We start from the raw sequence: 23,165 nt of genomic DNA, 5'->3' as shown, positions 1-23,165 counted from the left end.
CTACGGGTTTTGGCGAGCTTTCAGTGATTTCACGCCAATACCCGTAGTTTCGTTGTTTCAGGGGGCAACTGCCGTCCGCAGCTTGCCGGGCGGCGGCGGGCGCAACGCCGACGCGATCTGCGCGAGCGGCACCGGGGAAGCGACGAGCGACTCCCACGGAAAGCGCCCGCGGGTGCGGTCCAGAAACTCCACCGCCCGGTGCAGGTGCCGCGGCTCGTAATTGTGCACACCGGTGATCGTCAACCAGTGCCGCACAACGGTTTCCGGATCGACCGCCACCGGCGGCCCAGGCGTGACCGACCCGGCCAGCACCAGGGTGCCGCCGATATCGAGACGGCCCAAGGCATCCGCGACGGCCTCCGACGATCCGGTGTAGTCGATTGCCACATCGACAGGTGCGCCGTCGCCGGCCCGGCCACCGAAACGCGACGCCAACGCCATCCGGTCGTCATTGCGGTCGACCACCTGAACGTCGGCTCCAGCCTCGGCACACGCGGCGACCGCGGTGAGCCCGAGCATGCCCGCCCCGCCGATGAGCACCCGGCGCCCGGCCAGTTCGACCGCTGCCTCCAGCGTGGCCATCACCGTCGCCGTCGCACACGCGGCCGGTGCGGCGACGGCATCGGGCAACGTGTCGGGGACCACGGCGATCGTCGTTCCCCCGGGCAGAACCACGTGTGCCGCATAGGAACCCGACAGCGGCCAGTCCCCGTCGAACGCCTCGTGGCCCACCTTGCGCACCGACAGACATTTGGCGCTGCGGCCGGCGCGGCAGCGCGTACAGGTGCCGCACGCCACCGTCACCGACCAGATGACCCGTTGTCCCACCATGACTTCGGCGCCCGGACCGACGCCGACGACCTCACCGACCGCCTCGTGGCCGAGCACCGACGGGCAGGCGGCGGGCCGCCGGCCTGAGACGGTGTGCAGGTCGCTGCCGCACACCGTGGCGAACCGTACCCGGACCAGGACCTCACCGGCGTCGAGCTCGGGAATCTGCACCGTGCGCAGGTCGATATCGGCGCCGCCGGTCCACACCGCGGCCGCCGTCACACGAGGCGGGACCGAATCCATCCGGACAACCTTTCGATGGCGTAGACGATGACGAAGATGACGATGACGATCGCTCCCGCGACGTCGAAGTTCAACGTCCGGATCGACTCGAAGAGCAGGTAGCCCACCCCTCCCGCGCCGACGATGCCCAGGATCGTCGAGGTCCGCACGTTCACGTCGAACAGGTAGAGGCTGGAACCGACCATCGCGGGCATGGCCTGCGGAATCACCGCGGAGAACAACGTCTTCCACCATCCGCCACCGACCGAACGCACCGCCTCCATCGGACCGGGGTCGATCTCCTCGACCGCGTCGGCGACCAGTTTGGCCAGGAACCCGATCGATCCGATGGCCAGCGCGCAGGTACCGGCGATGGGACCCAGGCCCAGGGCCGCGACGAACACCACGGCGAGAATCAGCTCGGGGACCGCGCGCACCACCAGGATCCAGCTGCGGGCCAGCCAGTAGACCACCGGATGCGGGGTGATGTTGCGGGCCGCCAGGATGCCGACCGGGATCGACAGCACCACGCCGATGGCGGTCGACACCACACCGATCGCCACGGTTTGTCCTGCGGCGGCGAACAATTCACTACCGAGGGCCGAAAAGTTGGGCGGGATCATCCGGGCGAACACCTCGATGGCCGGTCCCACCCAGGTGAACAGGGCCAGTGGGCTGATCTTGAGCACCACCAACGCGGCCAGGCACACCGCGGCCAGCGCGCCGCCGAAGACGAACCGGGCCGCGCGCTCAAGCGTCGGGTTCGACTGCGCGGAATCCAGCAGCGTCCGCCGGATCACGATCGACAGCAGTTCCATCGCGGCGATGATGGCCAGGATGACGCAGGCGATGCCGAGGGCACGCGGATAGATCAAGCCGCGCAACGCATCCTGCAACGCGAAGCCGATGCCGCCGGCGCCGACGAAGCCGAGCACCACCGACATGCGCAGGTTGATGTCGATGCGGTAGATGAACGTGGCGATCCAGGACGGGACCACCTGGGGGACGACGGCGTTGAGCATTTCACGGAAGTAGCCGACGCCGGTGCTGCGCACCGCCTCCCGCGGTCCGGCATCGGTCTGCTCGATGGCATCGGCGAACAACTTGCCGAGCATGCCGATCGAGTGCAGTGCGAGCGCGAGAATGCCTGGGAGCACGCCGATCCCGAGTGCACGGACCAGCAGCACCGCGAACAGCAGATCCGGCATGGCCCGGCAGAACGTGATGATCGCGCGGGCCACCGCATGCACGGCCGGGTGCGGTGTGGTGTTGCGGGCGGCCATGAACGCCAGCGGCACCGAGGCGAGGGCGGCGAGCACGGTCCCCAGCACGGCCATCAAGAGGGTCTCGACCGCCAGTCCGCCGATGCGGCCCGGATCGTCCAGCCGCGGCGGGATCATCCGCTCCAGCAGCGCGACGACCTCGTCGAACCCGTTCAGCAGGGTGGCCGGGGCGAAGTCGATCGACCAGGCCGCGACGATGGTGGCCACCACGGCGGCGACCGAGATCAGGGGCAGGAGACCGGGCAGCGGCCGTCGCTGGGGGGCGGGCGGTGCGGACGGGGCCGGACGCTCGGTGAGGTCGGTGCTCACGACGGACGGGCCGCCGATTGGGCTGCGGGGTCGACGCGCTGGTAGATCTCCATGACATCGTCGCGGGTCATCCCGACCGCGGGGCGGTCCAGGATCTTCTCCCCGTTGCGCAGACCGACCAGGCGATGCGCCCAGCCCAGCGCGAGGTCGACCTGGTGCAGCGTGCACACCACCGTCAGCTTCTCCTCGATGCACACCCGGAACAGCAGATCCATGACCACACCGGCGTTTTCGGGATCCAGCGAGGCGACGGGCTCGTCGGCCAGCAGCAGGCCGGGCTTCTGCATCAGGGTGCGGGCAATCGCGACCCGCTGCTGCTGGCCGCCGGACAGGGTATCGGCGCGCCGGTCGGCGTAGTCGGCCAGACCGACGCGGTCCAGATAGCCGAGGGCCTCGGCCCGCATCGCCTTCGGGTAGGTCAGCGCACCGTAGCGGGGGAGCCGCAGCTGGCCGAGGCCGCCGATGAGGACGTTCTCCAGGCAGCTCAGCCGGCCGACCAGATTGAAGTGCTGAAACACGAACCCTACGTTGCGGCGCAGGGCGCGAAGCTGTTTGGCCGAGGCGGTGTCGACGTGGGTGCCGCCGACCTCGACACTGCCCGAGGTGACCGGGTGCAGGCCGTTGAGGCAGCGCAGCAGCGTGGACTTGCCCGACCCGGACAGGCCGAGCAGCACCAGCATCTCGCTGCGCCGGACATCGAGACTGACCCGGTCCAGGGCCAGGGTGTCACCGAAGCGTTTGGTGACGTCGCGGGCGATGACGACGAGATCGTCGCCCGCGACGGGATGGTGGGGGCCGGTGGTGGTCATGGGTTTTCAGCCCTTGCACTTCTCGGAGCCGGTGACGTCGCAGACGTGGCGGACGCCGCTGTAGTCCGAATCCTCGACCGGGACGAAGCCCCAGGCGCGTTCGTCGGTGATCCGGCAGGCGTCGCCCTCGCAGAAGCCCTCGGCCTCGAGGTTGGTGACGTTGACCTTGTCGGCGAACAGGGTCTTGAGCTTGCCGACGGCCTCGCTGCCCAGCGCGTCGTTGGCGGCGAACACCGAACCGGCGATCATCTCCGACTTCCACACGGTCTTGAGCTGGCCGGGCTTGAGATCACCCTTGGCGATCATGGTCTTGTCGACCATGGTGTCGAACGCGAAGCCGGCGTCGCAGTCGCCGTTGGCGATGGCCAGCGCGGAGGAGTCATGCCCGCCGGCGTAGATCGGCGACATCGCCGCGGACAGATCGCCCTCGGAGCCCGACTTGATCACCCCGGCCTCGATCAGCCCGGCGGTCGGATAGAGGAAGCCCGACGTCGAACCCGGGTCCACGAAGCACACCTTCTTGCCGGCGAAGTCCTTGAGGCCGTTGATGTTCGCCTCGTCCGCCCGGGCCAGGCCGTAGGACTGGTAGCCGGGCTTGGCGCCCTGCTCCTGGATCACCGCGCCGACCGGGGTGATCTTGGCGCCGTTGACCCCGGCGACCACGTAGGCGAACGGGCCGAAGAATGCCAGGTCTACGTTGTTGGCGATGATGCCCTCGACCACCCCGGCGTAATCAGAGGCCTGGACGAACTCGACCTTGGAGCCGGTTTCCTTCTCCAACAGCTTGATCAGTGGCTCGTAGCTGGCCTTGAGGTCGGTGGAGTTCTCGGCCGGGATCGCGGCCAGGGTCAGGGTTTCGGGGAAGCCCTGGGCGGTCTTGGCGTCGGAATTGTCGGAACTTGAACAGCCTGACAACACGAGGGCGGCGCTGGCGGCTGCGACGGCGGCAAGGCGACAGGTGCGAAACATCATGGTGCGCGGGACCTTTCAGGGGCGGGGAGGTTGGCCGGACGTGCACGCCGGTGGCGGGCAACTGCTCTGCCCCACACCCTGTGGGTTGGTCTATACCAACGGGTGCATCGAAGTTGGCCGCGAGGTTAACAACACGGCAAGTCTTGGTCTATACCAAAACTTGCTACGGTTGGTGGGTGTCCGCGAGTGCAGAACCACGGGTTCTCAAGCACCAGGTTGTCCGCGCGCAACTGGAGCGATTGCTCGACGATCTGGAGGTCGGCGATCCATTCCCGGCGGAGCGGGAGATCGCCGAGCGCTTCGACGTCGCCCGCGAGACGGTCCGGCAGGCGTTGCGGGAGTTGTTGTTGGCCGGGCGTATTGAACGTCGTGGCCGGACCACCATCGTTGCGCGGCCCAAGATTCTGCAGCCTCTTTCCATGGGGTCCTACACCGAGGCGGTCAAGGAGCAGGGCCGCACCGGCGGACGCATCCTGGTCGGCTGGAGCGACTTGGTGGCCGACGAGATCCTGGCCGGACAGCTCGCCATCAAGGTGGGTGCGCCCATCCTGCAGCTCGAGCGCGTGCTGACCACCGACGGCATCCGGGTCGGCCTGGAGACCACCAAGCTGCCGGCCGCGCGGTACCCGGGATTGCGGGAGGCCTTCGACTACCGCGAGTCGCTGTATGCCGAGATCCGCAGCCGCGGGATTCGCTTCGAGCGGACCGTCGACACCATCGACACCGCGCTGCCCGACTCGCGTGAATCGGCGCTTCTCACCGTCGACAGTCGCACGCCGATGTTTCTGCTCAATCGGGTGTCCTACGACCAGAACGGAATTCCGATCGAACAGCGGCGTTCGCTGTACCGGGGCGATCGGATGACGTTCACCGCGGTGATGACCGCCTCGTAGGCCGCCCGTCAGGTGCTGCCCCTGAGCCCAACCAAGTGGTTAGCCGAAAATGCAGGGCCGCTTCCGTATGGTGGCGGTCGACTCCCTTTTCAAGTGTCGGCGACTACGGGTCGTAATGTTCAAATAATTCTGGTGCGGCAAACGTAGAACCATCTTGTTCGGCACTGGTGCAATCGCTTGAACTGCGACGAAGCACGCCATCGCATGTGCCGCTTCCATATCCCGGTTGTTCGGTGAAAAAGAATGTGTAAGTCCACAATTCGGCACTGAAACATGTTTCAGAAAAATGCTCATGTCGGTGCGACGGCCGCATTACATTTCGCCCGTCGGCCTTAACGCCGGTGTCGGTTCAGAACGAAACTTCACCAATCTGCAGCGTCATCTCGAAGGGAAGTCCAAGTGGAAGTATCCGTTCGTTCATGTCTCACCGCCACCACCGCGCTTGTCGGTGCTGGTGCGATGGCTTTGAGTCCCGTCAGTCCCGTCGATCCGAATCTGGATGACCTGCGGGCCCCCGTGGTGGAGGCGGATGTCGGGTTGGTGGCCGCGCCGTTCCCATTGCAGACGTGGCTCAACACCGCGATCAATGCGGCCAACAACGTGACCACAGTGGGGCAGGCGGCGTGGACCTTGCCGGCACCCCTGTTGCGGCAGATGACCGCCAACGTGATCGAGTTCGCCGCAATCGATATCGGCGCGTATCAGGCGGCGGCCAAGGCTGCCGTGACGTATTTCGGGACCACGTATCCCGAGATCATGCAGACCGCGATCGCGGCGCTGGATGCCGGCGATTTCGAGGGATTCATGGATGGGGTGAACTCGGCGATCTTTGGCACGTTCCTCAACGTGCTGCTGCCGTTGCAGGGGGCGCTGGTGATTCCGCGGCACCTCGCGACCAGCCTCGCTGCCATGGCGAACTACCTCGCGGGCGACTTCGCGACTGCTGCCGGGGCAGTGGTGGTGCAGGGCACGATTCCCGCGCTTACGGATGCCATCGGCGCCGACTTGCAGGCAAGCTATGACGCGGCCACCAGCGGTAACTGGGTGGGGACGATCGCCGCGCTCGCCGACCTGCCAGGCGCGGTGAGCAACGCAGTTCTCAACGGGGTGAACGGAGTTGGGGGCCTGACCGGGCCCGCCGCCGGGATCATCACCGGCGGCGGCTTCCTGGGTCTGCTCGTGCAGACCCTGCCTCAACAGCTGGCCGCGGTCTCGGTGGTGCCGGGCGCGGAGAACATCATGACCGGGGGCACCGTCCAGGCGGCGTTGCAGGACTTCGCCACCCAGATGACCACCGGGTGGCCCACACCCAACGAGCTGGCCGCCATCCCAACAGGTATCGCGGCAGGGCTGCAGGGCTTGCCGGAAGCGGCGTTCAATGCGGCCGGTAGAGCATTGGGTGGGTTGATCGGTGGCGGGGCCAGCACTACCAACCCCACGGGCGCACAAGCCAACTCGGTCAGCCGGTCTGGTGGCGGGGAATCTGGGGCCGCGCCGGTGAGTAACGGTGTGGCGGCCAAGCCGGCCGGGGTGAATCTTGACGGCCTCGACATGGGTGGCCGTGGGCTGATCGGAATGTTCGTGGGTGACGGCACCGCCGAGAATCCCAACGCCGGGCTCCTGATCGGGAAGGGCTACAGCTACGGCACGGTGGACGGCGACTGCGCCTCCAGCTGTGATGGCGGCCGGGGCGGAATGCTGTTCGGCCAGGGCGGCAACGGCTTCGGTGGCGGGTCCGGCGGCAGCGTCGGCCTGATCGGCAATGGCGGAGCCGGCGGCGCAGGTACCGCCGATCATCTCAACGGTGGTGTCGGCGGCACCGGTGGCATCTTCGGTAACGGCGGCGCAGGCGGCGCCGGGGTCGGGAACGGCAGCGGGGGGCACTGTCTCTTTTTCACCACTNGCACCGCCAGTGTCTCCACCACCAAACCGGCAGGCTCCGGCGGTACGGGAGGCACCGGTGGCACGGGATTCGGCGGCAGCCGCCCGGGCAGTGCCGGGGAATCCGGCAGTGCGTCCAGCGATGGCAAGACCGGCGGAAGCGGTGGAGCCGGCGGCGCGGGCGGTGGCCTCTGAACCAATCTCGGCCAAAACATCGGTGGGCCAGTGCAACCCACCGTGACGAGTCGTGACATCGGCACCGGAGTTCCGCTCTAGCCAGTCATGACAGCGACGATCCACCCCCTCCCCGCCATCACGGAGGGGGTGGATTGCGCTGTGGGTCAGCCGGGTCGGCGACTCATGTGAAAACATCTGTGAATTAACATCTTTCGGTCGTCGCCACTGCTAACGTCGCGGTCATGTCAGAGCCCAGCCGTACCCCACTCACCGTGGCGATCGTCGCATTGGTGGCCGCGTTGGCCGCGGCCGGGGTCGCGATTACGGCGCTATTGGACAGGCCCGAGGCATCCAACAATGCTGTGGCGCCGGCGCCGCAGCCGACCTCGGAGCAGGTGAGCGCCGCCCGCACGCGCACGTGCGACAACTTCAGGAAGGTCGCGTCCGGGGTCGCGATCCAGACGCATACCCAGCCGGAAGACAATCCCACCTCGGGGCAGGCCGTTGCGGCCAATGCCCGGCTGTCGATGCTCGGCGGTGGCACCTATCTGCTGGACAATCTCGATCCGGCCGCGCCCGGTGACCTCAACGATGCGGTCAAGGAATTCGCCGGCACCTTGCAGACGGTCGCGGTGAACGCGCTGGCCGGCATGGGCAACGATGCGTCGGATCAGGCGGCGCTGCTGCAGAAGGCGCAAGCCGAGACCGAGCGGATCGAAGCGCTCTGCACATAGTCGGCGCTCAGCGGTTACCACGGTAGACACGAGGCGACACCCCGACGCGGCGCCGAAACGCCGTGGCGAAGTGGTTCGGTGTCGAAAAGCCCACCATCGCACTGATTTCGGTGATCGTCCGCGAGGTACGTCGCAACAGGGTCTTGGCGCGTTCGATGCGCCGGTCCAGGAGGTACTGGTACGGAGTGGTGTGAAACGCTGCACGGAACGCCGATATGAATACCCCCACCGGCATGTTCGCCTGTTGGGCAAGCGATTCCAGGGTGATCTCGGAATCGAGACTGTCCTCTAGGAACGCGGTGATCATCGAGCGAGTGGCCGAGTCCAGGGTTTGAGGCCTGCGCTCGGTCAAGGGTGGTGGATTCACCGTGTACATATCGGTGATCAACAACCGCATCGCTTCACTCACCGAGTCGGTGAGTAACCGCGCAAGCGCGTCGTCGCGATCGGCGACGTCGTGGATGCGCTCCACCATCTGATGGATCAGCGGATCGCGGTGCCGAACGCGCGGTATCAGCGTCGTCGGGCCGAGCAGGCCGTCCGGGATGGCGATCTCGCAGTATTCGGCGGTGTCGCCTTCGACCAGCGACGCGCATTTGTCGCCGGCCGGCACCACCCACATGTCGCCCACCCTGGGCACGCCTCGCCCCGATGGGCCCCAGTCCAGGTCGGTCTCCATCGAGCGCAGCTGTCCGGCGCGGTGCACGAAGACGAGGTGACGGGCGTCGTCAAAGCAGCACCAATCGGTCGTGGTGTCGATCTGCTCGGTGGCGAATCTGAGGGACATGCCGCGGGTGGCAACGGCCTTCTCGCCCAGCACGACGCGGCGGGACAGGGGTCGGTCGCCGTCCCAGAGCTTCATCGCCACCCGCGAAACCTCCTGCGCGATTTGCGGCCGCGTCAATCCGGATCGCAGCGTATCGAGGGTCGGTGAAGAGGGTGACGATTTTGAATCGAAATCACTGTCAATCGGGCGATGTGCCTCTTAGAAAAATCCCGGCGCCGTGACCAATTTGTGACCTTTGACCTTGGGAAACACGCCACATATGTGCTTGACACGTTTCTGAGGAAACTCTCAGAACGGGGGAGCGGTTGCTGCAACGCTCAAGAACGGCCCGTATGGTGCCCGTGTGGGCCGACACTCATTAGCCAGCCCAGGCCAGCGCAAACTGCCGGCCGTCGCGGCTGCGTTCATCGCGCCGGTCGCTGCGTTCTTCGCAGGCGGCAGTGATACTGCTTCATCCCCATTCGCGGAGGAGCTCAAACCTGCCGCGGCGCCGGCGCCGGCCCCGGAACCGCCGTGCTGCATGGAGGTGGTGGCCGCGCCGGCCGCGTCCGCGTCGTCCCCCGTCGTACAGACGGTCGGCCTGAGTGCGACGCAGGCACAACCCGCTGCCGCGGCCTCGCGGTGGCGCGTCATCAACATCCCACAACTGCTGCCGGTCGGAGTGGCGCCGGAACGCGGCCTGCAGGTCAAGACCATCCTGGCGGCCCGCAGCGTCAGCGCGGACTTCCCGGAGATCCGCGAGATCGGCGGCGTCCGCGCCGACGCCCTACGTTGGCACCCCAACGGTCTGGCTCTCGACATCATGATCCCCAACGCCACCAGCTCTGCGGGCATCGCGCTCGGCAACCGGATCGTCGCCTACGCATTGAAGAATGCCGAGCGCTTCGCCCTGCAGGACGCGATCTGGCGGGGCACCTATTACACGCCCGGTGGCGGCGCCAAGGCCGGCGGCTACGGCCACTACGACCACGTCCACCTCACCACCAAGGGCGGCGGTTACCCGACGGGCGGCGAGCTCTACCTGCGCTGAGCCCCGTGTTCGCCCAGCGTGTCCCATGATCGGGGCTGCGAGCGCCGCCTAGATTCACATCGTGGCGCGCAAAATGTCGTTCCGCCGGGCCCGGTCGGTGCTGAGCGCCGAGATCGCCGCGATCCGCCGCACCGATCCCGATCTCGATCCGGGTGACATCGCCGGATTTACCCTGCCGATCCTGCTGCGCGCCCTGGGGGTCGCGGCCATCGGCGTCGTCCCACTCCTGGTGGTCCGCAACGGCGAGACCGCGAACGAACAACTGGTCCCCGTCATCGGCTCACTGGCGCTGGTGATCATCTGCGCGGCCGTGGTGGCCTGGCTGCTCGCCATCGTCATCTCCGGCCTGGTGGTGATGATCCTGTACCGGACCCGGCCGTCGTCCTCCTCGCGACTGGTGATGCGCATCCTGACCGACTCCTTCATGCGCATCGACGACTCGACCTCGGCACTGATGCTGCTCGCCCTGCTGGCCGGGCTGCTGTCGCTGGCCTTCGGCCTGCCGACCCGCAGCGGCGACGAGCTGGCCAACTCGGTGCTCGACGATCTGCTGGCCGCCCAGATCGGGGTGCTGCTGGTGGCGCTCGGCTTCGCGTTCGTCGCCGAATCGATCCGCTCGGCCGCCGACATCGTCGACGATCAGTCACTGCTGCTCGCGTGGCCCTGGGCCCTGCTCATCGCCTCGCTGAGTTGGGTGCTGGCCACCGTCGCCGGCCCGTTCGAGGCGACCCGCATGCTGACCATCCTGTTGCACGAATGGCTGCCCGCCGTCGTCGACGGTCAGCCCAGCTCCCAGGTGATCGCCGAACTGGTTCCGCCGTCGGCGCGGTGGTGGGTGGCGTTCGGCCCGCTGCCGATCATCGCGGCGATCTGGGCCTACGAGGCGTACCGGCGCGGCGGGTTCGTCGCGATCCGGCAGTTTTTCGAGGACGACGAGCCTTCCGAGCCGGACGCTCCCCGCGACAGCGACGAACCCGCGGGTTAGCCTTCGCGGAAAAAGGGGGTGCCGGTGACTGTGGCCTCGTCGCTGCTCCTGGTGTGGCGCAGCCTCGGCATGCTGCGTGCGGTCCGGAGCGTGCTGGCTCTGCTGTTGGTGATCGGTGTGATCGCCTCGGCATTGCCCTACGTCACGGTGGCTGCCTTCGGTCCGATGGTCCAGGTCATCTCAGAAGCAGGGAACAGCGGAAACCTCAGCGACGTATGGGATTTGAGCGGACCGCTGGTGGCCCGTCAGGATGGTCTATTGCACTCCCTGGCCGGGCCGGTACCGTTCGCCGTGCTGCTGACGGTCTGGGCGTCCTCGCTGGTGCTGACCCAGCTCATGTACTTCGTCAACGCCTGGATCGGCGCCCGGGTCGAGCGGGTCCTGGTGGTCGACATCCGTCAGCGCGTCCACGACCACCTGCAGTCGCTGTCCCTGGATTTCTTCCTGGGCGCGCGCAGCGGCGAGCTGATGCACCGCGTGATGACGGAATCTACTGCGGTGCAACGCCTCCTGACCGATTGCCTGCTGCCACCGGTGATCGACGCGGTGGTGCTGATGGTGGTGATCAGCTACCTGCTGGCCATCTCGTGGCAGATGACGGCGGCCACGCTGCTGCTGACGCCGCTGGCGCTGCTCACCCTCAGATTCGCCGGCCGTCACGTGCAGGCGGTGATGACACGGGTGCGAAACTCCGAGCGGGCGATGGCCACCGAGGTCGAGCAGACGATCAGCGGGATCGCCGAGATCCAGATGTTCAACGCACAACCCGTCCGCAGCAGGCGGTTTCATGCCGTCTCCGAGGAAGCCGCGAAGGGATCGGCGGCCTCGGTGGTGTGGATGCAGGCCACCGTCAACGGCTCACAAATCTTCGTCGCACTGAGCACGGTGGTCGTACTCCTCGTCGGCGTCGGGCTAAGCGGGCACTTCGGCCTGACGTTCGCCGGCCTCCTGGTGTTCGCGGGTGCGGTTCCGGTGATGTTCAGTGCTGCGCAAAGGGTTCTAGGGTCGTACACGACATATCGGGCACTGGCACCAAATGTGACGTCCACCTACGAGTTGCTCGACACACAGCCGTCGGTACGTGAGGTGACTGACGCCGTCGCGCTGGAGGCGGTGCACGGCAACCTGGTTTTCGACGAAGTGACCTTCGGGTACGTGCCCGGCGAGAACGTGCTCGATGGGTTGTCGTTCAGTGTCGCCGAGGGGGAGACGGTGGGGCTGGTCGGCGGCATCGGGTCGGGCAAGTCGACGGTGTTCAACCTGCTTCTGCGATTCCGCGACCCGCAGAGGGGTCGAATCCTGTTGGACAGCAACGATATTTCGACCGTCACCATCGACTCACTGCGCGAACAGGTGTCCAAGCTCGCCCAGTTCCCGTTCTTCACCAAGGACACCATCCGGGAAAACATCCGGCTGGCGCGGCCCGATGCGACGGACGCCGACATCGAAGAAGCCTGCACCGAGGCTCACATTCATTCCCTCATCACAACGAAGATGCACGACGGGTACGACACCGTGGTCGATGTGCAAGTGCCCTCCGGCGGCCAGAAGCGGCTGATCGCGCTGGCGCGCTGCCTGCTGCGGCGACCGGAGGTGTTGCTGCTCGACGAGCCGACCGAGAACCTCGACGCCGACCAGCGGGCCTGGATGATCGGCGTCATTCGTGACTATGCCAAGGACCGCACCTGCCTGGTGGTCAGCCATGATCTGGATTTCCTTGCGGCGGTGGCCGACCGGATCCTGGTGCTGGAAGACGGGCGCATCACGCAGAGTGGTGACCATGAGACCCTCATGGCGCAAGGTGGCCTGTACAAACGGCTGCACGAAGTGCAGAGCGGGGGCCGGCCGTCCTCTGGTCCGGCATAGGGTACGGATACTGCCTGCGGGTTAAGCGTTGTATTTCAGGCATAACTGCTTGACTGCCCCGTGAGTCGGATGCGATGGTAGTTGTGCGTTATTTTTCAAGCATAGGGGTGAGATGGCAGTCCCGCGGCGTACCAGACCCTCGACCCAAGGTTCTATGCCTGAAATTGCACGCATAGGCCGACTCTTTGCCGAGCGCCGCATCACGTTGCGGCTCACCCAGCAGGCCGTGGCCGACCTGGCTGGCGTGTCCCGCTCCAGCGTGCAGTCGCTGGAGCGGGGAAGCGGGTCGATCAAGTTCGGTTCGGTCCTCGAGATCGCCGATGTCTTGGGCTTGCACTTCGTCGTCAGCAAGACGGCCGAATGACGAGTTCCGAAACTCCGGACTTACGCGGCATCGTCGAGGCTGACGTTTACCTCGGCGAGCACCGCGTTGCGCATCTCGTGCGGGAGAGCGGTGACCAGATCAGCTTCTACTACGCCGCCGATGGGCCCGCTGGTGGTGGCTCACTCCGAGAGCGGTCGGTCGCGTGGTCATTGTTGCGCTCGCGCGATTACCCCGTCGTCACCACCGGTGGTGCCGTACCGGCGTTCTTCGCGGGATTGTTGCCGGAAGGGGTGCGGCTGGGAGTCGTGACGACATCGACCAAGACGTCCGCCGACGATCACCTGACGTTGTTGTTGGCGATCGGAGCGGACACCATCGGCAATGTCCGGGTGTTCCCGGCTGGGGCCGAACCGGTTCGCCCGGCAGCGATGTTCGACCCTGAGCGAGACACCGACTTCCGATTGGTCTTCGAGAAGCTGACCGGTTCGGTATCGGCCGATCCCGTGGGTTTGGCGGGGGTCCAGCCGAAGGTCAGTGCCGCCATGATCTCGGCTCCTACGCAAACCCGTTCGGGGCCGGCGATACTGAAGCTCAATCCGGCGGAGTACCCGAACCTCGTCGAGAATGAGCACTTCTTCATGACCATGGCCGCCGCATGTGGACTGCGGGTTGCCCCCACTTCACTGCTGCATGATGCCGCCGGCCGCAGCGCCCTGCTCGTCACCAGATTCGACCGCGTGGATGCGACACGCATCGCGCAGGAGGACGCGTGTCAGGTGGCCGATATGTATCCGGCGTCGAAATACCGCATCACCACCGAGGCTGCGATCACCGGCCTCGCCGAGGCGTGTGCGCGAGGCGGCGGCTCCAAGGTGGCCGCCACCGCTGAGCTACTCAAGGCCGTCGTGTTCTCCTGGCTCATCGGAAATGGCGACCTGCACGGCAAGAACTTGTCGATCTATGACCTCGACGGCGTATGGCAACCGACCCCTGCCTACGACCTGCTCTGCACGCAACCGTACGCAGGTTGGCGAGACCCTATGGCGCTCAATTTATTCGGTCGCGCCAACCGGTTGTCCCGGTCTGACTTCGTCGATGCCGGCGAGCGTCTCGGTGTCAGGCCGCGCGCGACGACGAGGATGATCGACGAACTTGTCGACGCCGCACACAGCTGGCCGGACAGATGCGCCCAGATCGGTTTCGGCGACCGGCAGACGGAGCTTCTTGCCGACATGCTGCGGACCAGAATCGACAGCCTGAAATGACCGGCCCACGAGTGATGTACGGCTAATCGGCAGCGGCGTCGGTCTCGGGTTCGGAATCGGGCACGTCGACTCGTCGCGAGAACATCAACACGATGTCGCGGATCGGCGCCTCGCGAAGCGCGCCCCACTGCGGTCCGGCGGCGTAATCGGTATCGGTGGCCACGAAGCGGTAACCCGGCAGATCGCGTTGCGGTGCGAACGGAAATTTCATGTGCCACAAGCGTTCCGCGACGGCCACGGCGGCGTCGGCGGGCATCGGCCGGTCGATCCCGAGGGGGATGCAGATGTCCTGGGTATGGACCAGAACGTCCATCAGCGGATCGACTTCCTTGGTCATCGGCGGCCGCTTCCGGGAACCGGCCATGGCGCGCAGGCGTGCCGTGATGGCCGCCGGGTCGGCCGGGTCTTCCAGCGCCGCCCGGCGGACCATGGCGTCGAACCGGAAGCCCGACTTGAGCGCCCCCAGCAGCATTTCGCCGAGGCGCACGTGGGACTGCGTGATGTGGACGGCAACCTCACGTACCGTCCAACCCGCACAGAGCGACGGCGTCGCCCACTGTTCGGGTTGGAAGGTGTCGAGAAGATCGGCGAGCCGGCCACGCTGCTCATCGATGTGGCGCCAGATCGTGTCAGAGTCCACGGTCGCTCCTATCGTCAGGATTCCAGACCAAAATAGTCGGGACGCACGACATGCGTTGACGGATCCGCCCCTGTCACCTGACGGTGACAGGGGCGGATCCCGGCTCGAAGCGTCAGTCCGTGGCGAACGCCGCCTGCGCCTCGCGGTCGAGATCGACGTAGGACTCCTCGCTCACGTCGACCGCGACGCCCTTGATGGTGCCGCCGGTGAACCGTCCCGGGTTCTGGTAGAGCTGGGACACGTTGTCGCCGCTGTCGAACCCGACACACAGGCCGTCACCGGCGAGCGTGAACTTGCCGGTCTGCGCCCGCATCGGTCCTCGAGCCGCCTCCTTACCGTCCACGTAAAGCACTGTGGTGCCGGTGGATTCGCCGTACTGGCCCTTGCCTTCCCGAATGAACTCCATGCCAAGGGCGTGCTTGCCCTCCGGAAGTGGTCCCGAGACGAACACCTGCTCGGGCTTGATGCCCAGGAAGTTGTAGACGTAGTGCAGCTTGTTGTCCTTGACGAACAGGGCATGACCGCCGAAGCGCGAACCGTGGGCGAACAGCACGCCCTGGGCGTCCTTGGTCATGTCGACATCGGCGATGATCTTGTAGGACCGGCCGCGGATGTTGGCCGCCACACCTTCCGGCACCGGGGCGGTGTCGGGGTAGTAAACGTAGCGAGTGCGGGGCGGTTCGAACTGCGGCCGCTCGATGGTGAGCAATTCGACCGGGACGCGGTCATCGAGCGGCAGGACGTAGTTGTCCTTGGCCTCCTGGTTCCAGATATCGATCAGCTCCTTGAGCTTCTCCGGATTCTGGTCGGCCAAGTTCTTGGACTCGGAGCGATCCTCGTCGACGTGGAACAGCTCCCACTTGTCCTGATCGAAATGGCCCTTCCCGCTGATCGGTGCGTGTAGCGCCGACGCCTTCCAGCCGTCGGCCCAGATGCCTCGGGTGCCAAGCATCGCGTAATACTGGCGCTTCTTGGTGGTCGGCTCATCGGCGCCGTCGAAGCTGTATCGCATCGACACTCCGTTGACCGGGTACTGCTTGATGCCGCGGTACTCCTCGGGCATCTCGATACCGGTGACGTCGAGGATGGTCGGCACGATGTCGGTCGCGTGGTGATATTGGTGGCGCACCTGCCCCTTGGCCTTGATGCCCTTGGGCCAGCTGATCACCATCGGATCGCAGGTGCCGCCGGAGAACTGCGAGTAGCGCTTGAACATCTGGAACGGCGTGGAGAACGCGACGGCCCAGCCCGTCGGATAGTGGTTGTAGGTGTCCGGGGTGCCGAGCCGGTCGAGCATCTTCATGTTCTCGGCGAGATCGTCGGGGTAGCCGTTGAAGAACTTGTTCTCGTTGACCGAGCCGTTGGGCGACCCCTCGCCGGACGCGCCGTTGTCCGCGCAGTAGAAGACGATGGTGTTGTCCAATTGACCGGTCTGCTCCAGATAGTCGATCACCCGGCCGATCTGGGCATCTGTGTATTCGGAGAAACCGGCGAAAACCTCGGCCATCCGGCTGAACAGCTTCTTCTCGTCCGCGCTCAGCGAATCCCACGGCCGCACCGCGTCGGCCTCCGATGCCACGTCCTCGGGCAGTGGGTTGATCGGGGTGAGCTCGGTGCCCTCGGGCATGATGCCCTTGTCGATCATCCGGGCGAGCACCCATTCGCGGTAGGCCTCGTAGCCGTCGTCGAACTTGCCCTTGTACTTGGCGGCGTACTCTTCCGGGCTGTGGTGCGGTGCGTGGTTCGCACCGGGGCAGAACCACATGTACCAGGGCTTGGACGGGTTGCTGGACCGCTGGTCGCGTAGCATCCGGATCGCTTGATCGGCAAGGTCTTTGGACAGGTGGTAACCCTGCTCAGGGGAGTACGGCTGCTCGATGAAGCGGTTGTCCTCGACCAGATCCGGATACCAGTTGTTGGTCTCGCCGCCGAGGAAGCCGTAGAAGCGGTCGAACCCCTTCTGCAGCGGCCACTCCGATTTGCTGCCGCCACTGGAAACGTCCTCTTCGGGGACGTTGTGGTTCTTGCCGACCCAGAAGGTGCTGTAGCCGTTGTCCTGGAGCACCTGCCCGATCGTCGCGCACTGCGCGGGCAGGCGGGCCGCCGCGCCCGGAAACCCGTCGGAACCCTCGGTGATGCTGGCGAACCGGTTCACGTGGTGGTTGCGGCCGGTCAAGAAGCAGGACCGGGTGGGCGAGCACAGCGCCGTGGTGTGCCACTGCGAATAGATCAGGCCGTTGTCAGCCAGACGCTGCATGGTCGGCATGTTGATCCGGCCGCCGTACGGGGACCAGGACGCCATACCGGTGTCGTCGAAGAGCACCACGAGAACGTTGGGTGCGCCCTCCGGCGCGTGCTTGAGCTCGAACGGTGTCCAATCCGGTTTCGAATCCCGAACATCGAGCTCGATCTTGCCGTTGAAGCCTTCGTTGATGCCGGTGCCGAAGTCGGGTGGGCCCGCGTCGCCTGCGGCGCCGGGCTTGTCGGAGTTCTCGCAGCCGGAGACGAGTGCGCCGGCGGCGGCGACTCCGACTCCGGTGGCGGCGATGCCTCCCAGCATCGAACGTCTCGACAGTTTGCCTCGGGTATTGCGCGCGGTCTCGGACATGTCATCGTTGTTCGATTCCATGTTGATTCACGGTATTCCTGATGAGGCATATTGACTCGAGAAATCACCGCACGACTTGATAACAGTCCATAACGACTGTGTCCCAAGACATTTCCTCAAGCCGCCCGTCGTCGAAAGGCATCGGAAAAGCGATCTGTCAATCGCCCGATTCGGGTGAGAACCTACAACGGAATCGGGCGATTCAGATCGTCGTGATCATCTTCGACGAGTAGCTCGTGGAAACTGCGCAATGCCGACGCGCAGGCCGCGCGCTCATCCGGATCGAGCCGGTCGAGCACCCGGGCCAGTTCCCGCCGGCGGCGGGTGGTGACCTGGCGGACCAGTTTGCGTCCACGCTCGGTCAGTGCCAGCGTGACGACGCTGCGGTTGGTCGGGTCCGATCCGCGGCTCAGGTGGCCGGACGCGTCCAGCCGGTCGGCCAGGCGCGTCACCGTCGAACCCACCACCCCGAGCGCCTGAGCGCACTCCGTCGACGTCAGCTTGCCGCGCTCCTGCAAAACCAGCAACAGCCGGAACTGCGGCAGCGAGATCTCCAGTTGGTCGACGCTACGCAGCGCCACCCCTACCAGATCTCGGGTTGCCACTTCGAACGCCGACAACTCGTCGACGGGGGTTCGGGTCATCTCGTGCTGCTGCGCGCGGCCCATCCAGTGAGTATCCCACGGCCCGGCCCTGATGGCGGGTGTCTTCGTGGTGCTCGCGCGGTCAGTTTCGGTCTACCGGTTGCCTGGTTTGGATTGAAAATGGTGTCGGTCAAGCTGATTCGCGGTTGTGGTGTCGCTCGGCTGTTGGCGTCGAAATTGCACTGAGGGTCGTTGTGGATGCGTATTCACGACCCTGAGCGCAATCTCGACGAGCCGGCCGTGGCTCACTCGCCCGGCTGCGAAAGCAGTGCCACCACCGCGTCGGTCAGTGCGGCGCGGGCGATGTCGAGGTCCGAGGTGAAACCGATCTCGCGCTCGTTGCTGAGGCCCCGGATAGCGGCGGGGAGCAGGCACCGCACCCGGTAGAGCTTGTCCGGATCCAGCTCGAGCCCATCCATCAGATAGTCGAAGCCTTGAATCCAATCGAGTTCGCGCGCCGCGAAAGCGGCTGCTGTCCGGGGGTATTCGACGGCGATATCGGAGCGGCGCGCGGGAAGAGAGGTTCGCAGTGCGGTGAGTGCCCGCCCCTCGGTGGTGGCCAGGTAGGTCCAGACCGAGTCGATGACGTTGGCCACCCGCTCACGCAAGGTGCCGCTGCGCGTCGGCGGCCGATCTTGATTGGATACCCAACTGCGGGAATGGATCTCGGAGATAACCGCCACCCATAGCCCGTCCAGGTCACCGAACTGATGCTGCACCGTGCCCCAGGTGACCCCGGCGTCTTTGGCGATGCGATTCGCCGAGACCGGCTCGCCACTGCTGTCGGCCAGGCAGCGGATGGCGACGTCGAGTAGGCGGGCGCGGGTCTCAAGGCCACGCTTGTTCAGTCGGGTGCCCGCGGCCGACTGCGGGGCCGCGGCGGGAACCGCATCACGCCACTGCTCCTCAGCCCGGGCGGCCTGCGGGGATTCGCCGGCGTTCAGGCGAACTTCCCCGGGTTGGCTGCGACGGCCCGCCGCAGCGTCGGCCGGTTGGCCCGGTAGGCACGGACGACGGGTTCGAGTTCCTGTGGGCTCGCCCCGTGCATGATCACCGAGTGGGTGCCGAGGTCGTACTGGCGGGCTATGGTCTTCGCGCAGTCCTGCGGCGACCCCTTGGCCACCGAGTCCAGCCATTCGGCCGGGATCAACTCGGCGATCTGCTGCAGCGTCTCGAATGAGGCACTGGCGTCGATCGGTCCCGCCGCGGCCGCCGCGGTGAACAGTTCGGTCTGCTTGATCCGCTCCCAGGCGGCGGGATCCCAGCCGTTGGCCGACACCAGCACGCCCGCGTACGCCTGCAGATAGGTGGCCAGCCGCCCGACCCCGCGACGTAACTGATCCTCCTCCGACAACGTGTCGCAGACCGTCGCCAGGCATGCCCAGATGCGAACGCTGTCCGGATCCCGGCCCGCGCGCTCGGCGCCCCGGCGTACCGCCGCGACCGATGTCTCCGTCGCCTCGTCGGAGAAGAAGGTATGCAGCACAACGAAATCCGCGATCTCGCCGGCGAGCTCCATGGTCTTCGGGCCGACCGCCACCAGGCCGATGGGAGGTCCCTCGTCCAGGCCGTTCGCGTGGCGCAGGAACGGGAACTTCCCGGCCGGGCCGTCGTGGTTCACGATCATCTCGCCGGCCCAGAGGCGACGGAGAATGCCGAAGAAATCGCGCAGCCGGGCCTCGGTCACCACCGGGAGGGCCATTGCCTGCCAGTACGCCGCCATCCCGCGTCCGAAGGCCATCGCGAACCGGCCCTCCGTGAGCGCGTGCATCGTGGATCCGATCGTCGCGGTGACAGTGGGGTGGCGGGTGTGGTGGTTGGTCGACGGGGCGATGCCCAGCGTCGTGCTGCAGCCGGCCAGCGCGCCCGAGAGCACCGCGGGGTCCTTCACCGTGAACCGCTCGCCGATGTGGCAGGAACCCAAGCCCAGCGCCTCGGCGGCGCGGGCCTCGGGCAGCACCACTCGGACATCCGCCGGGTGCCGCGTCACCGCGTAATAGCCGAGCTCGTTGAGCTGCTCGAGCTGATTGTCGGTGCGCGACGGATCGGTGACCTGCGCGGCAGTGCTCATGTGGCGCCTCTCGTTCGTGGACGCCTAGCACTGTCGACCACGGTGACCACAATTGTCAATGAGGGTTCTCAATAAATGAGGTAACCGGTAAGAGCCGTCGGCCGCCACCGGGCAATCGACCGCTCAGGTTCGCGACGTGGTCACGGTCGTGAGAGGTCGACCTCCACCATGCTGTTCTGGTTCTGGTCGGTGGTCATGTCGCGGCACTCGCCGAACAGTTCGAGGCCACGGGTGGTGTCGCTGACGCTCTGTGGACCCAGCAGCGCCACCACGCCGCCCTTGGTCAGCGCGGTGCTGTGGCTGTGGAAATCGGAGGCATCGGTCCACCCCTTGCTCCGAAGCTGCTGAATCATTTGGTCCGCTTCGGTTACGGATGCGTCGAAGTTCGGCGCCAGCGGATAGGAGATCCGCATCTCGCCGCGGTAGGGCGGTTCGCCCTGGTCGTTGCACGAGGCACGCCAAAAGACCGCCTTCACGACCTCCAAGTCGAGGGTGGCCACGATGTCCTTTGCGGCATCGATTACCTGTGCCTTGGACTGCTCCGGGGTGATCGGATTCTCAACGCCGTCGTTCATGATCCCGCTCACTACTCCACATCCTGAAACCAGAGTTGCTGCCCCTATTGCAGCCATGGTTGCCTTGGCCGCGGCGAAAGCTTTGCGCTTCTTCGTGTTTGGCATCTCAAACTTCTCGTCGTCGGTGCTATCCATGGGTGTGTCCCGATGTACCTGGACGATACGTTTCTGGGTCGTTCAGTACCGGGAGACCGGAGAATTCGGGGATTCGGTGCCGGGCGGTCATCCCATGTTGCTCGAGGAGATCGCCGTGGCCGGAAACGATTTCGGCCATGCTGAACAGTGATTCACCCCCGCGGGTGTAGTACTGGCTGTGGTCACCGATCGGCGAGGTCAAGCCGGGGACCTCGGCTTTGAATCGGGTGGACCCGTAGCCGTCCATCGCGGGGTCGTCGCCGAGTGCGATGCTCCAGCCGGTGCCGGGTACCGGCGTCTGGGGAATTGCCGAACCCAGCAATGTCACCGGGTCGCTCGAGGCCGCCCCCACATAAAGCTGTCCACCCTCATTGAGGTGAAAATCCGCTGCGCTGTCGGCCAAGTCGGTGCCCGGACAGCCGACCAGAACCACATCGTCGGTGTTCATGCCATACCCGGCGGCGGCGTCAGCGACGGTCGTCGATCCGTAGGAGTGCCCGAGCACCGTCATATGGCCGTCACCTTCATGAGTAGCGTTGAGAGCGTTGACATCCGAAGCCAGCAACTGGCCGCCCTCGCGAGCCAGGGCAGTGGCTCCGACCCGGGGATCGGACATGCCATCCGGAGCGTCGTACCCCATCCACGCGACCACCGCCGTGGACCTCGACAGATCAGCGGCTCTGCTCTCGTTGTAAAGGTTGACTGCGTCGTTGGACTGATTCGGATCCCCGCTGCCGAGCCAACCTGAACCCACGCTGTTTCCGGTGCCGGGCACGACGACCGCGGTGTTGTCGGCATGATCGGGGTCGCCGATCGCGATGGCCGCTCGCCCGTCGCCACCGAATGCCTCGGGCTCATACACCTGCAGGAAGGTGGGCGCACCTGTCTTGTTGGCGTTGGCTTCGAGGGCCTCTTTGACCTTGACCGCATTGTTGTACCGGTCCATCATCGGCCCCGCCATGCCGTACAGCTCAGGATGGGCCAGCACCTCTTCTGTCGTCACGCCGCGGGCCTCGGCCACCTCGGCGAGGCGATCGATGTCGCGCTGCATGATGGCCTGGTTCGCGGTGTTCCGGTCGGCGACGGGGATGCCGTCGAGATTGCCGAGCTTCTCAGGCCAGTCTTTCAGCAGTTGCGCGCGCTTTTCCTCCGGGAGCGACGTCCACCAGTCCTTGACCGCCTTGGCGTCCTGCCCGACCGGGATCTCTGAGCCGGTGTCATAAGGAGCTTGTGGACGAGGGGCGCCATCTGACCCGAACTTCTGCGGCGCGGATTCCAAACCTCCGACGGCGGTCCGAAGGTTCTGGTTGAGCTGCCGATCGGCGGTGTCGAAGCTCGCCAACTGCGTCTTGATGCTCAGTGTGTTCGCGGCCGCCAACTGCTGAAGCATCATGGCGTTGACCGAGCCGGCCTTGCCGTACTGGTCCAAGGCGCTTCCGGGGCGCACCGACACCGTGCCGTCGGGGGCGACCTGCCAGCCCTGGGCCTTCAGCTGGTCGACGGCGCCGAGCAGGCTGCTGCGGGTCTGGGCGAGTTGAGTGCCGCCGTCCCGCAGCACAGTCTCAGCCCGCGTCAGCGCGTCGTGGATCTGTTGCATGCGCGCCAGCGTCGGTTGGGCGTTCGCGACCGCCGCGTCGGACGCGGTGCCCTGCCACGCCGACCGCAAGCCGTCGATGTTGGCGCGTTGGCCTTCGATGCGACCGGCCAAACCCGAAGCCTTCTGGCCGAGTTCGGTTGCGGTGGCCGTGAGCGTCTCGGGTTGAGAGGCCTGCACCTGCGGAATCGTCACCGCCACCGGGCAGACCTCAGACCGACGGGATCAGTCATGGAGCGAACTTGCGTAGGCGGCGCCCGGACGCCTCGTCCATGCCGTGATAGTGCTCTGCGGCGGTCGACAGACGGGTGGCATGCTCGGTCAGGTCTTCGTGGACCGCACCCAGCGCGGTGTCCATCGTCGAGCCGGCGAACTGGCAGGCCCCTTCGCTGAGCAGTCCGGGGACCCCGGTGCCCGCCGTGGTCAGGGACTGGCCGACCGCCATGCCCGAGATGAAGTCACCGACTTCGGACTGCGCCCGCGCAGTATTGCGGAGCGACTCCGCATCGACACGCAAGGGTCCTGGCAT

General features: G+C 66.0%; 20 protein-coding genes. 7 read left to right on the top strand and 13 right to left on the bottom strand.

Annotated features, from left to right (window positions below; all coding sequences use genetic code 11):
• Nucleotides 1-57 precede the first annotated feature (57 nt).
• Genes BN4332_RS17890 through BN4332_RS17875 form a run of 4 tightly spaced genes read right to left on the bottom strand, consistent with a single transcriptional unit; the run spans nucleotide 58 to nucleotide 4,426 of the window.
• On the bottom strand, nucleotides 58-1,074 hold the full coding sequence (locus BN4332_RS17890; protein WP_066900238.1) for a zinc-binding dehydrogenase: 1,017 nt from the start codon (nucleotides 1,072-1,074) through the stop codon (nucleotides 58-60).
• Nucleotides 1,050-2,645 carry a phosphonate ABC transporter, permease protein PhnE gene (gene phnE, locus BN4332_RS17885; protein ID WP_066900236.1) on the bottom strand — a complete coding sequence of 532 codons (1,596 nt, stop codon included), beginning with the start codon at nucleotides 2,643-2,645 and terminating at the stop codon, nucleotides 1,050-1,052. The genes BN4332_RS17890 and phnE overlap by 25 nt, the downstream gene beginning before the upstream one ends.
• Nucleotides 2,642-3,454, bottom strand: coding sequence for a phosphonate ABC transporter ATP-binding protein (gene phnC, locus BN4332_RS17880; RefSeq protein ID WP_066900234.1), 813 nt, complete (start codon nucleotides 3,452-3,454; stop codon nucleotides 2,642-2,644). The genes phnE and phnC overlap by 4 nt, the downstream gene beginning before the upstream one ends.
• A 6-nt stretch (nucleotides 3,455-3,460) precedes the next feature.
• The gene (locus tag BN4332_RS17875) at nucleotides 3,461-4,426 is read right to left on the bottom strand and encodes a phosphate/phosphite/phosphonate ABC transporter substrate-binding protein (protein WP_066900232.1); all 966 of its coding nucleotides are present in this window, start codon (nucleotides 4,424-4,426) and stop codon (nucleotides 3,461-3,463) included.
• A gap of 176 nt (nucleotides 4,427-4,602) precedes the next feature.
• On the opposite strand from BN4332_RS17875, the gene BN4332_RS17870 reads away from it, so the two are divergent.
• Nucleotides 4,603-5,319 (top strand): GntR family transcriptional regulator, encoded by a 717-nt coding sequence (locus tag BN4332_RS17870; RefSeq protein WP_066900231.1) that lies wholly within the window; start codon nucleotides 4,603-4,605, stop codon nucleotides 5,317-5,319.
• 2,330 nt (nucleotides 5,320-7,649) lie between these two features.
• Nucleotides 7,650-8,111 (top strand): hypothetical protein, encoded by a 462-nt coding sequence (locus BN4332_RS17860; RefSeq protein WP_160110882.1) that lies wholly within the window; start codon nucleotides 7,650-7,652, stop codon nucleotides 8,109-8,111.
• A 7-nt stretch (nucleotides 8,112-8,118) separates the two neighbouring features.
• Here BN4332_RS17860 and BN4332_RS17855 read toward each other — a convergent pair whose 3' ends face one another.
• Nucleotides 8,119-8,973 carry a helix-turn-helix transcriptional regulator gene (locus BN4332_RS17855; protein ID WP_066900277.1) on the bottom strand — a complete coding sequence of 285 codons (855 nt, stop codon included), beginning with the start codon at nucleotides 8,971-8,973 and terminating at the stop codon, nucleotides 8,119-8,121.
• A 268-nt stretch (nucleotides 8,974-9,241) separates the two neighbouring features.
• Here BN4332_RS17855 and BN4332_RS17850 point away from each other — a divergent pair, with 268 nt between their 5' ends.
• The 5 genes from BN4332_RS17850 to BN4332_RS17830 all read left to right on the top strand — a co-directional run bounded on the left by BN4332_RS17850 (nucleotide 9,242) and on the right by BN4332_RS17830 (nucleotide 14,369).
• Entirely contained in the window at nucleotides 9,242-9,928 is a 687-nt protein-coding gene (locus BN4332_RS17850) for a VldE C-terminal domain-containing protein (RefSeq protein ID WP_066900226.1), read from the top strand.
• A 73-nt stretch (nucleotides 9,929-10,001) separates the two neighbouring features.
• The gene (locus BN4332_RS17845) at nucleotides 10,002-10,913 is read left to right on the top strand and encodes a hypothetical protein (protein WP_066900225.1); all 912 of its coding nucleotides are present in this window, start codon (nucleotides 10,002-10,004) and stop codon (nucleotides 10,911-10,913) included.
• Between the two features lie 24 nt (nucleotides 10,914-10,937).
• A complete protein-coding gene (locus tag BN4332_RS17840) occupies nucleotides 10,938-12,779 on the top strand; it encodes an ABC transporter ATP-binding protein (protein WP_235654126.1) in 1,842 nt (613 codons plus the stop codon).
• A 154-nt stretch (nucleotides 12,780-12,933) separates the two neighbouring features.
• Entirely contained in the window at nucleotides 12,934-13,143 is a 210-nt protein-coding gene (locus BN4332_RS17835; RefSeq protein WP_066900224.1) for a type II toxin-antitoxin system RelB family anti-toxin, read from the top strand.
• Complete coding sequence (locus BN4332_RS17830; RefSeq protein WP_066900223.1) at nucleotides 13,140-14,369, top strand: type II toxin-antitoxin system HipA family toxin; 1,230 nt, start codon at nucleotides 13,140-13,142, stop codon at nucleotides 14,367-14,369. Before BN4332_RS17835 ends, BN4332_RS17830 begins: the two co-directional genes overlap by 4 nt.
• Before the next feature lie 22 nt (nucleotides 14,370-14,391).
• On the opposite strand, the gene BN4332_RS17825 is transcribed toward BN4332_RS17830, so the two are convergent.
• The 8 genes from BN4332_RS17825 to BN4332_RS17790 all read right to left on the bottom strand — a co-directional run bounded on the left by BN4332_RS17825 (nucleotide 14,392) and on the right by BN4332_RS17790 (nucleotide 23,165).
• The gene (locus BN4332_RS17825; protein ID WP_066900221.1) at nucleotides 14,392-15,009 is read right to left on the bottom strand and encodes a maleylpyruvate isomerase family mycothiol-dependent enzyme; all 618 of its coding nucleotides are present in this window, start codon (nucleotides 15,007-15,009) and stop codon (nucleotides 14,392-14,394) included.
• A 112-nt stretch (nucleotides 15,010-15,121) separates the two neighbouring features.
• A complete protein-coding gene (locus BN4332_RS17820; protein WP_066900219.1) occupies nucleotides 15,122-17,638 on the bottom strand; it encodes an arylsulfatase in 2,517 nt (838 codons plus the stop codon).
• Nucleotides 17,639-17,799: 161 nt separating this feature from the next.
• Entirely contained in the window at nucleotides 17,800-18,285 is a 486-nt protein-coding gene (locus BN4332_RS17815; RefSeq protein WP_066900217.1) for a MarR family winged helix-turn-helix transcriptional regulator, read from the bottom strand.
• 221 nt (nucleotides 18,286-18,506) lie between these two features.
• Complete coding sequence (locus tag BN4332_RS17810; protein WP_235654125.1) at nucleotides 18,507-18,980, bottom strand: TetR/AcrR family transcriptional regulator; 474 nt, start codon at nucleotides 18,978-18,980, stop codon at nucleotides 18,507-18,509.
• A gap of 221 nt (nucleotides 18,981-19,201) precedes the next feature.
• Nucleotides 19,202-20,332, bottom strand: a complete 1,131-nt coding sequence (locus BN4332_RS17805; protein WP_066900215.1) for a TIGR03857 family LLM class F420-dependent oxidoreductase — start codon at nucleotides 20,330-20,332, stop codon at nucleotides 19,202-19,204.
• A 140-nt stretch (nucleotides 20,333-20,472) separates the two neighbouring features.
• Complete coding sequence (locus BN4332_RS17800) at nucleotides 20,473-21,012, bottom strand: lipoprotein LppJ family protein (protein ID WP_494337784.1); 540 nt, start codon at nucleotides 21,010-21,012, stop codon at nucleotides 20,473-20,475.
• Nucleotides 21,013-21,034: 22 nt separating this feature from the next.
• A complete protein-coding gene (locus BN4332_RS17795; RefSeq protein WP_235654123.1) occupies nucleotides 21,035-22,837 on the bottom strand; it encodes an alpha/beta hydrolase in 1,803 nt (600 codons plus the stop codon).
• 28 nt (nucleotides 22,838-22,865) lie between these two features.
• Nucleotides 22,866-23,165 (bottom strand): type VII secretion target, encoded by a 300-nt coding sequence (locus BN4332_RS17790; protein WP_235654122.1) that lies wholly within the window; start codon nucleotides 23,163-23,165, stop codon nucleotides 22,866-22,868.

Origin of the sequence: Mycolicibacterium houstonense, assembly GCF_900078665.2 — a bacterium.
In the GTDB taxonomy this organism is placed as follows: domain Bacteria; phylum Actinomycetota; class Actinomycetes; order Mycobacteriales; family Mycobacteriaceae; genus Mycobacterium; species Mycobacterium houstonense.
Note: the sequence above shows the minus strand (reverse complement) of the source record. Positions and strands in the feature narration are given on the sequence as shown.

Bases quoted from the DNA above. Each gene is read 5' to 3' on its own strand.
- BN4332_RS17800 (WP_494337784.1), bottom strand. From the start codon at position 21,012: ATGCCAAACACGAAGAAGCGCAAAGCTTTCGCCGCGGCCAAGGCAACC.
- BN4332_RS17835 (WP_066900224.1), top strand. From the start codon at position 12,934: ATGCCTGAAATTGCACGCATAGGCCGACTCTTTGCCGAGCGCCGCATC.
- BN4332_RS17845 (WP_066900225.1), top strand. From the start codon at position 10,002: ATGTCGTTCCGCCGGGCCCGGTCGGTGCTGAGCGCCGAGATCGCCGCG.
- phnC (WP_066900234.1), bottom strand. From the start codon at position 3,454: ATGACCACCACCGGCCCCCACCATCCCGTCGCGGGCGACGATCTCGTC.
- BN4332_RS17805 (WP_066900215.1), bottom strand. From the start codon at position 20,332: ATGAGCACTGCCGCGCAGGTCACCGATCCGTCGCGCACCGACAATCAG.
- BN4332_RS17890 (WP_066900238.1), bottom strand. From the start codon at position 1,074: ATGGATTCGGTCCCGCCTCGTGTGACGGCGGCCGCGGTGTGGACCGGC.
- BN4332_RS17830 (WP_066900223.1), top strand. From the start codon at position 13,140: ATGACGAGTTCCGAAACTCCGGACTTACGCGGCATCGTCGAGGCTGAC.
- BN4332_RS17790 (WP_235654122.1), bottom strand. From the start codon at position 23,165: ATGCCAGGACCCTTGCGTGTCGATGCGGAGTCGCTCCGCAATACTGCG.
- BN4332_RS17820 (WP_066900219.1), bottom strand. From the start codon at position 17,638: ATGGAATCGAACAACGATGACATGTCCGAGACCGCGCGCAATACCCGA.
- BN4332_RS17875 (WP_066900232.1), bottom strand. From the start codon at position 4,426: ATGATGTTTCGCACCTGTCGCCTTGCCGCCGTCGCAGCCGCCAGCGCC.
- BN4332_RS17815 (WP_066900217.1), bottom strand. From the start codon at position 18,285: ATGGGCCGCGCGCAGCAGCACGAGATGACCCGAACCCCCGTCGACGAG.
- BN4332_RS17855 (WP_066900277.1), bottom strand. From the start codon at position 8,973: ATGAAGCTCTGGGACGGCGACCGACCCCTGTCCCGCCGCGTCGTGCTG.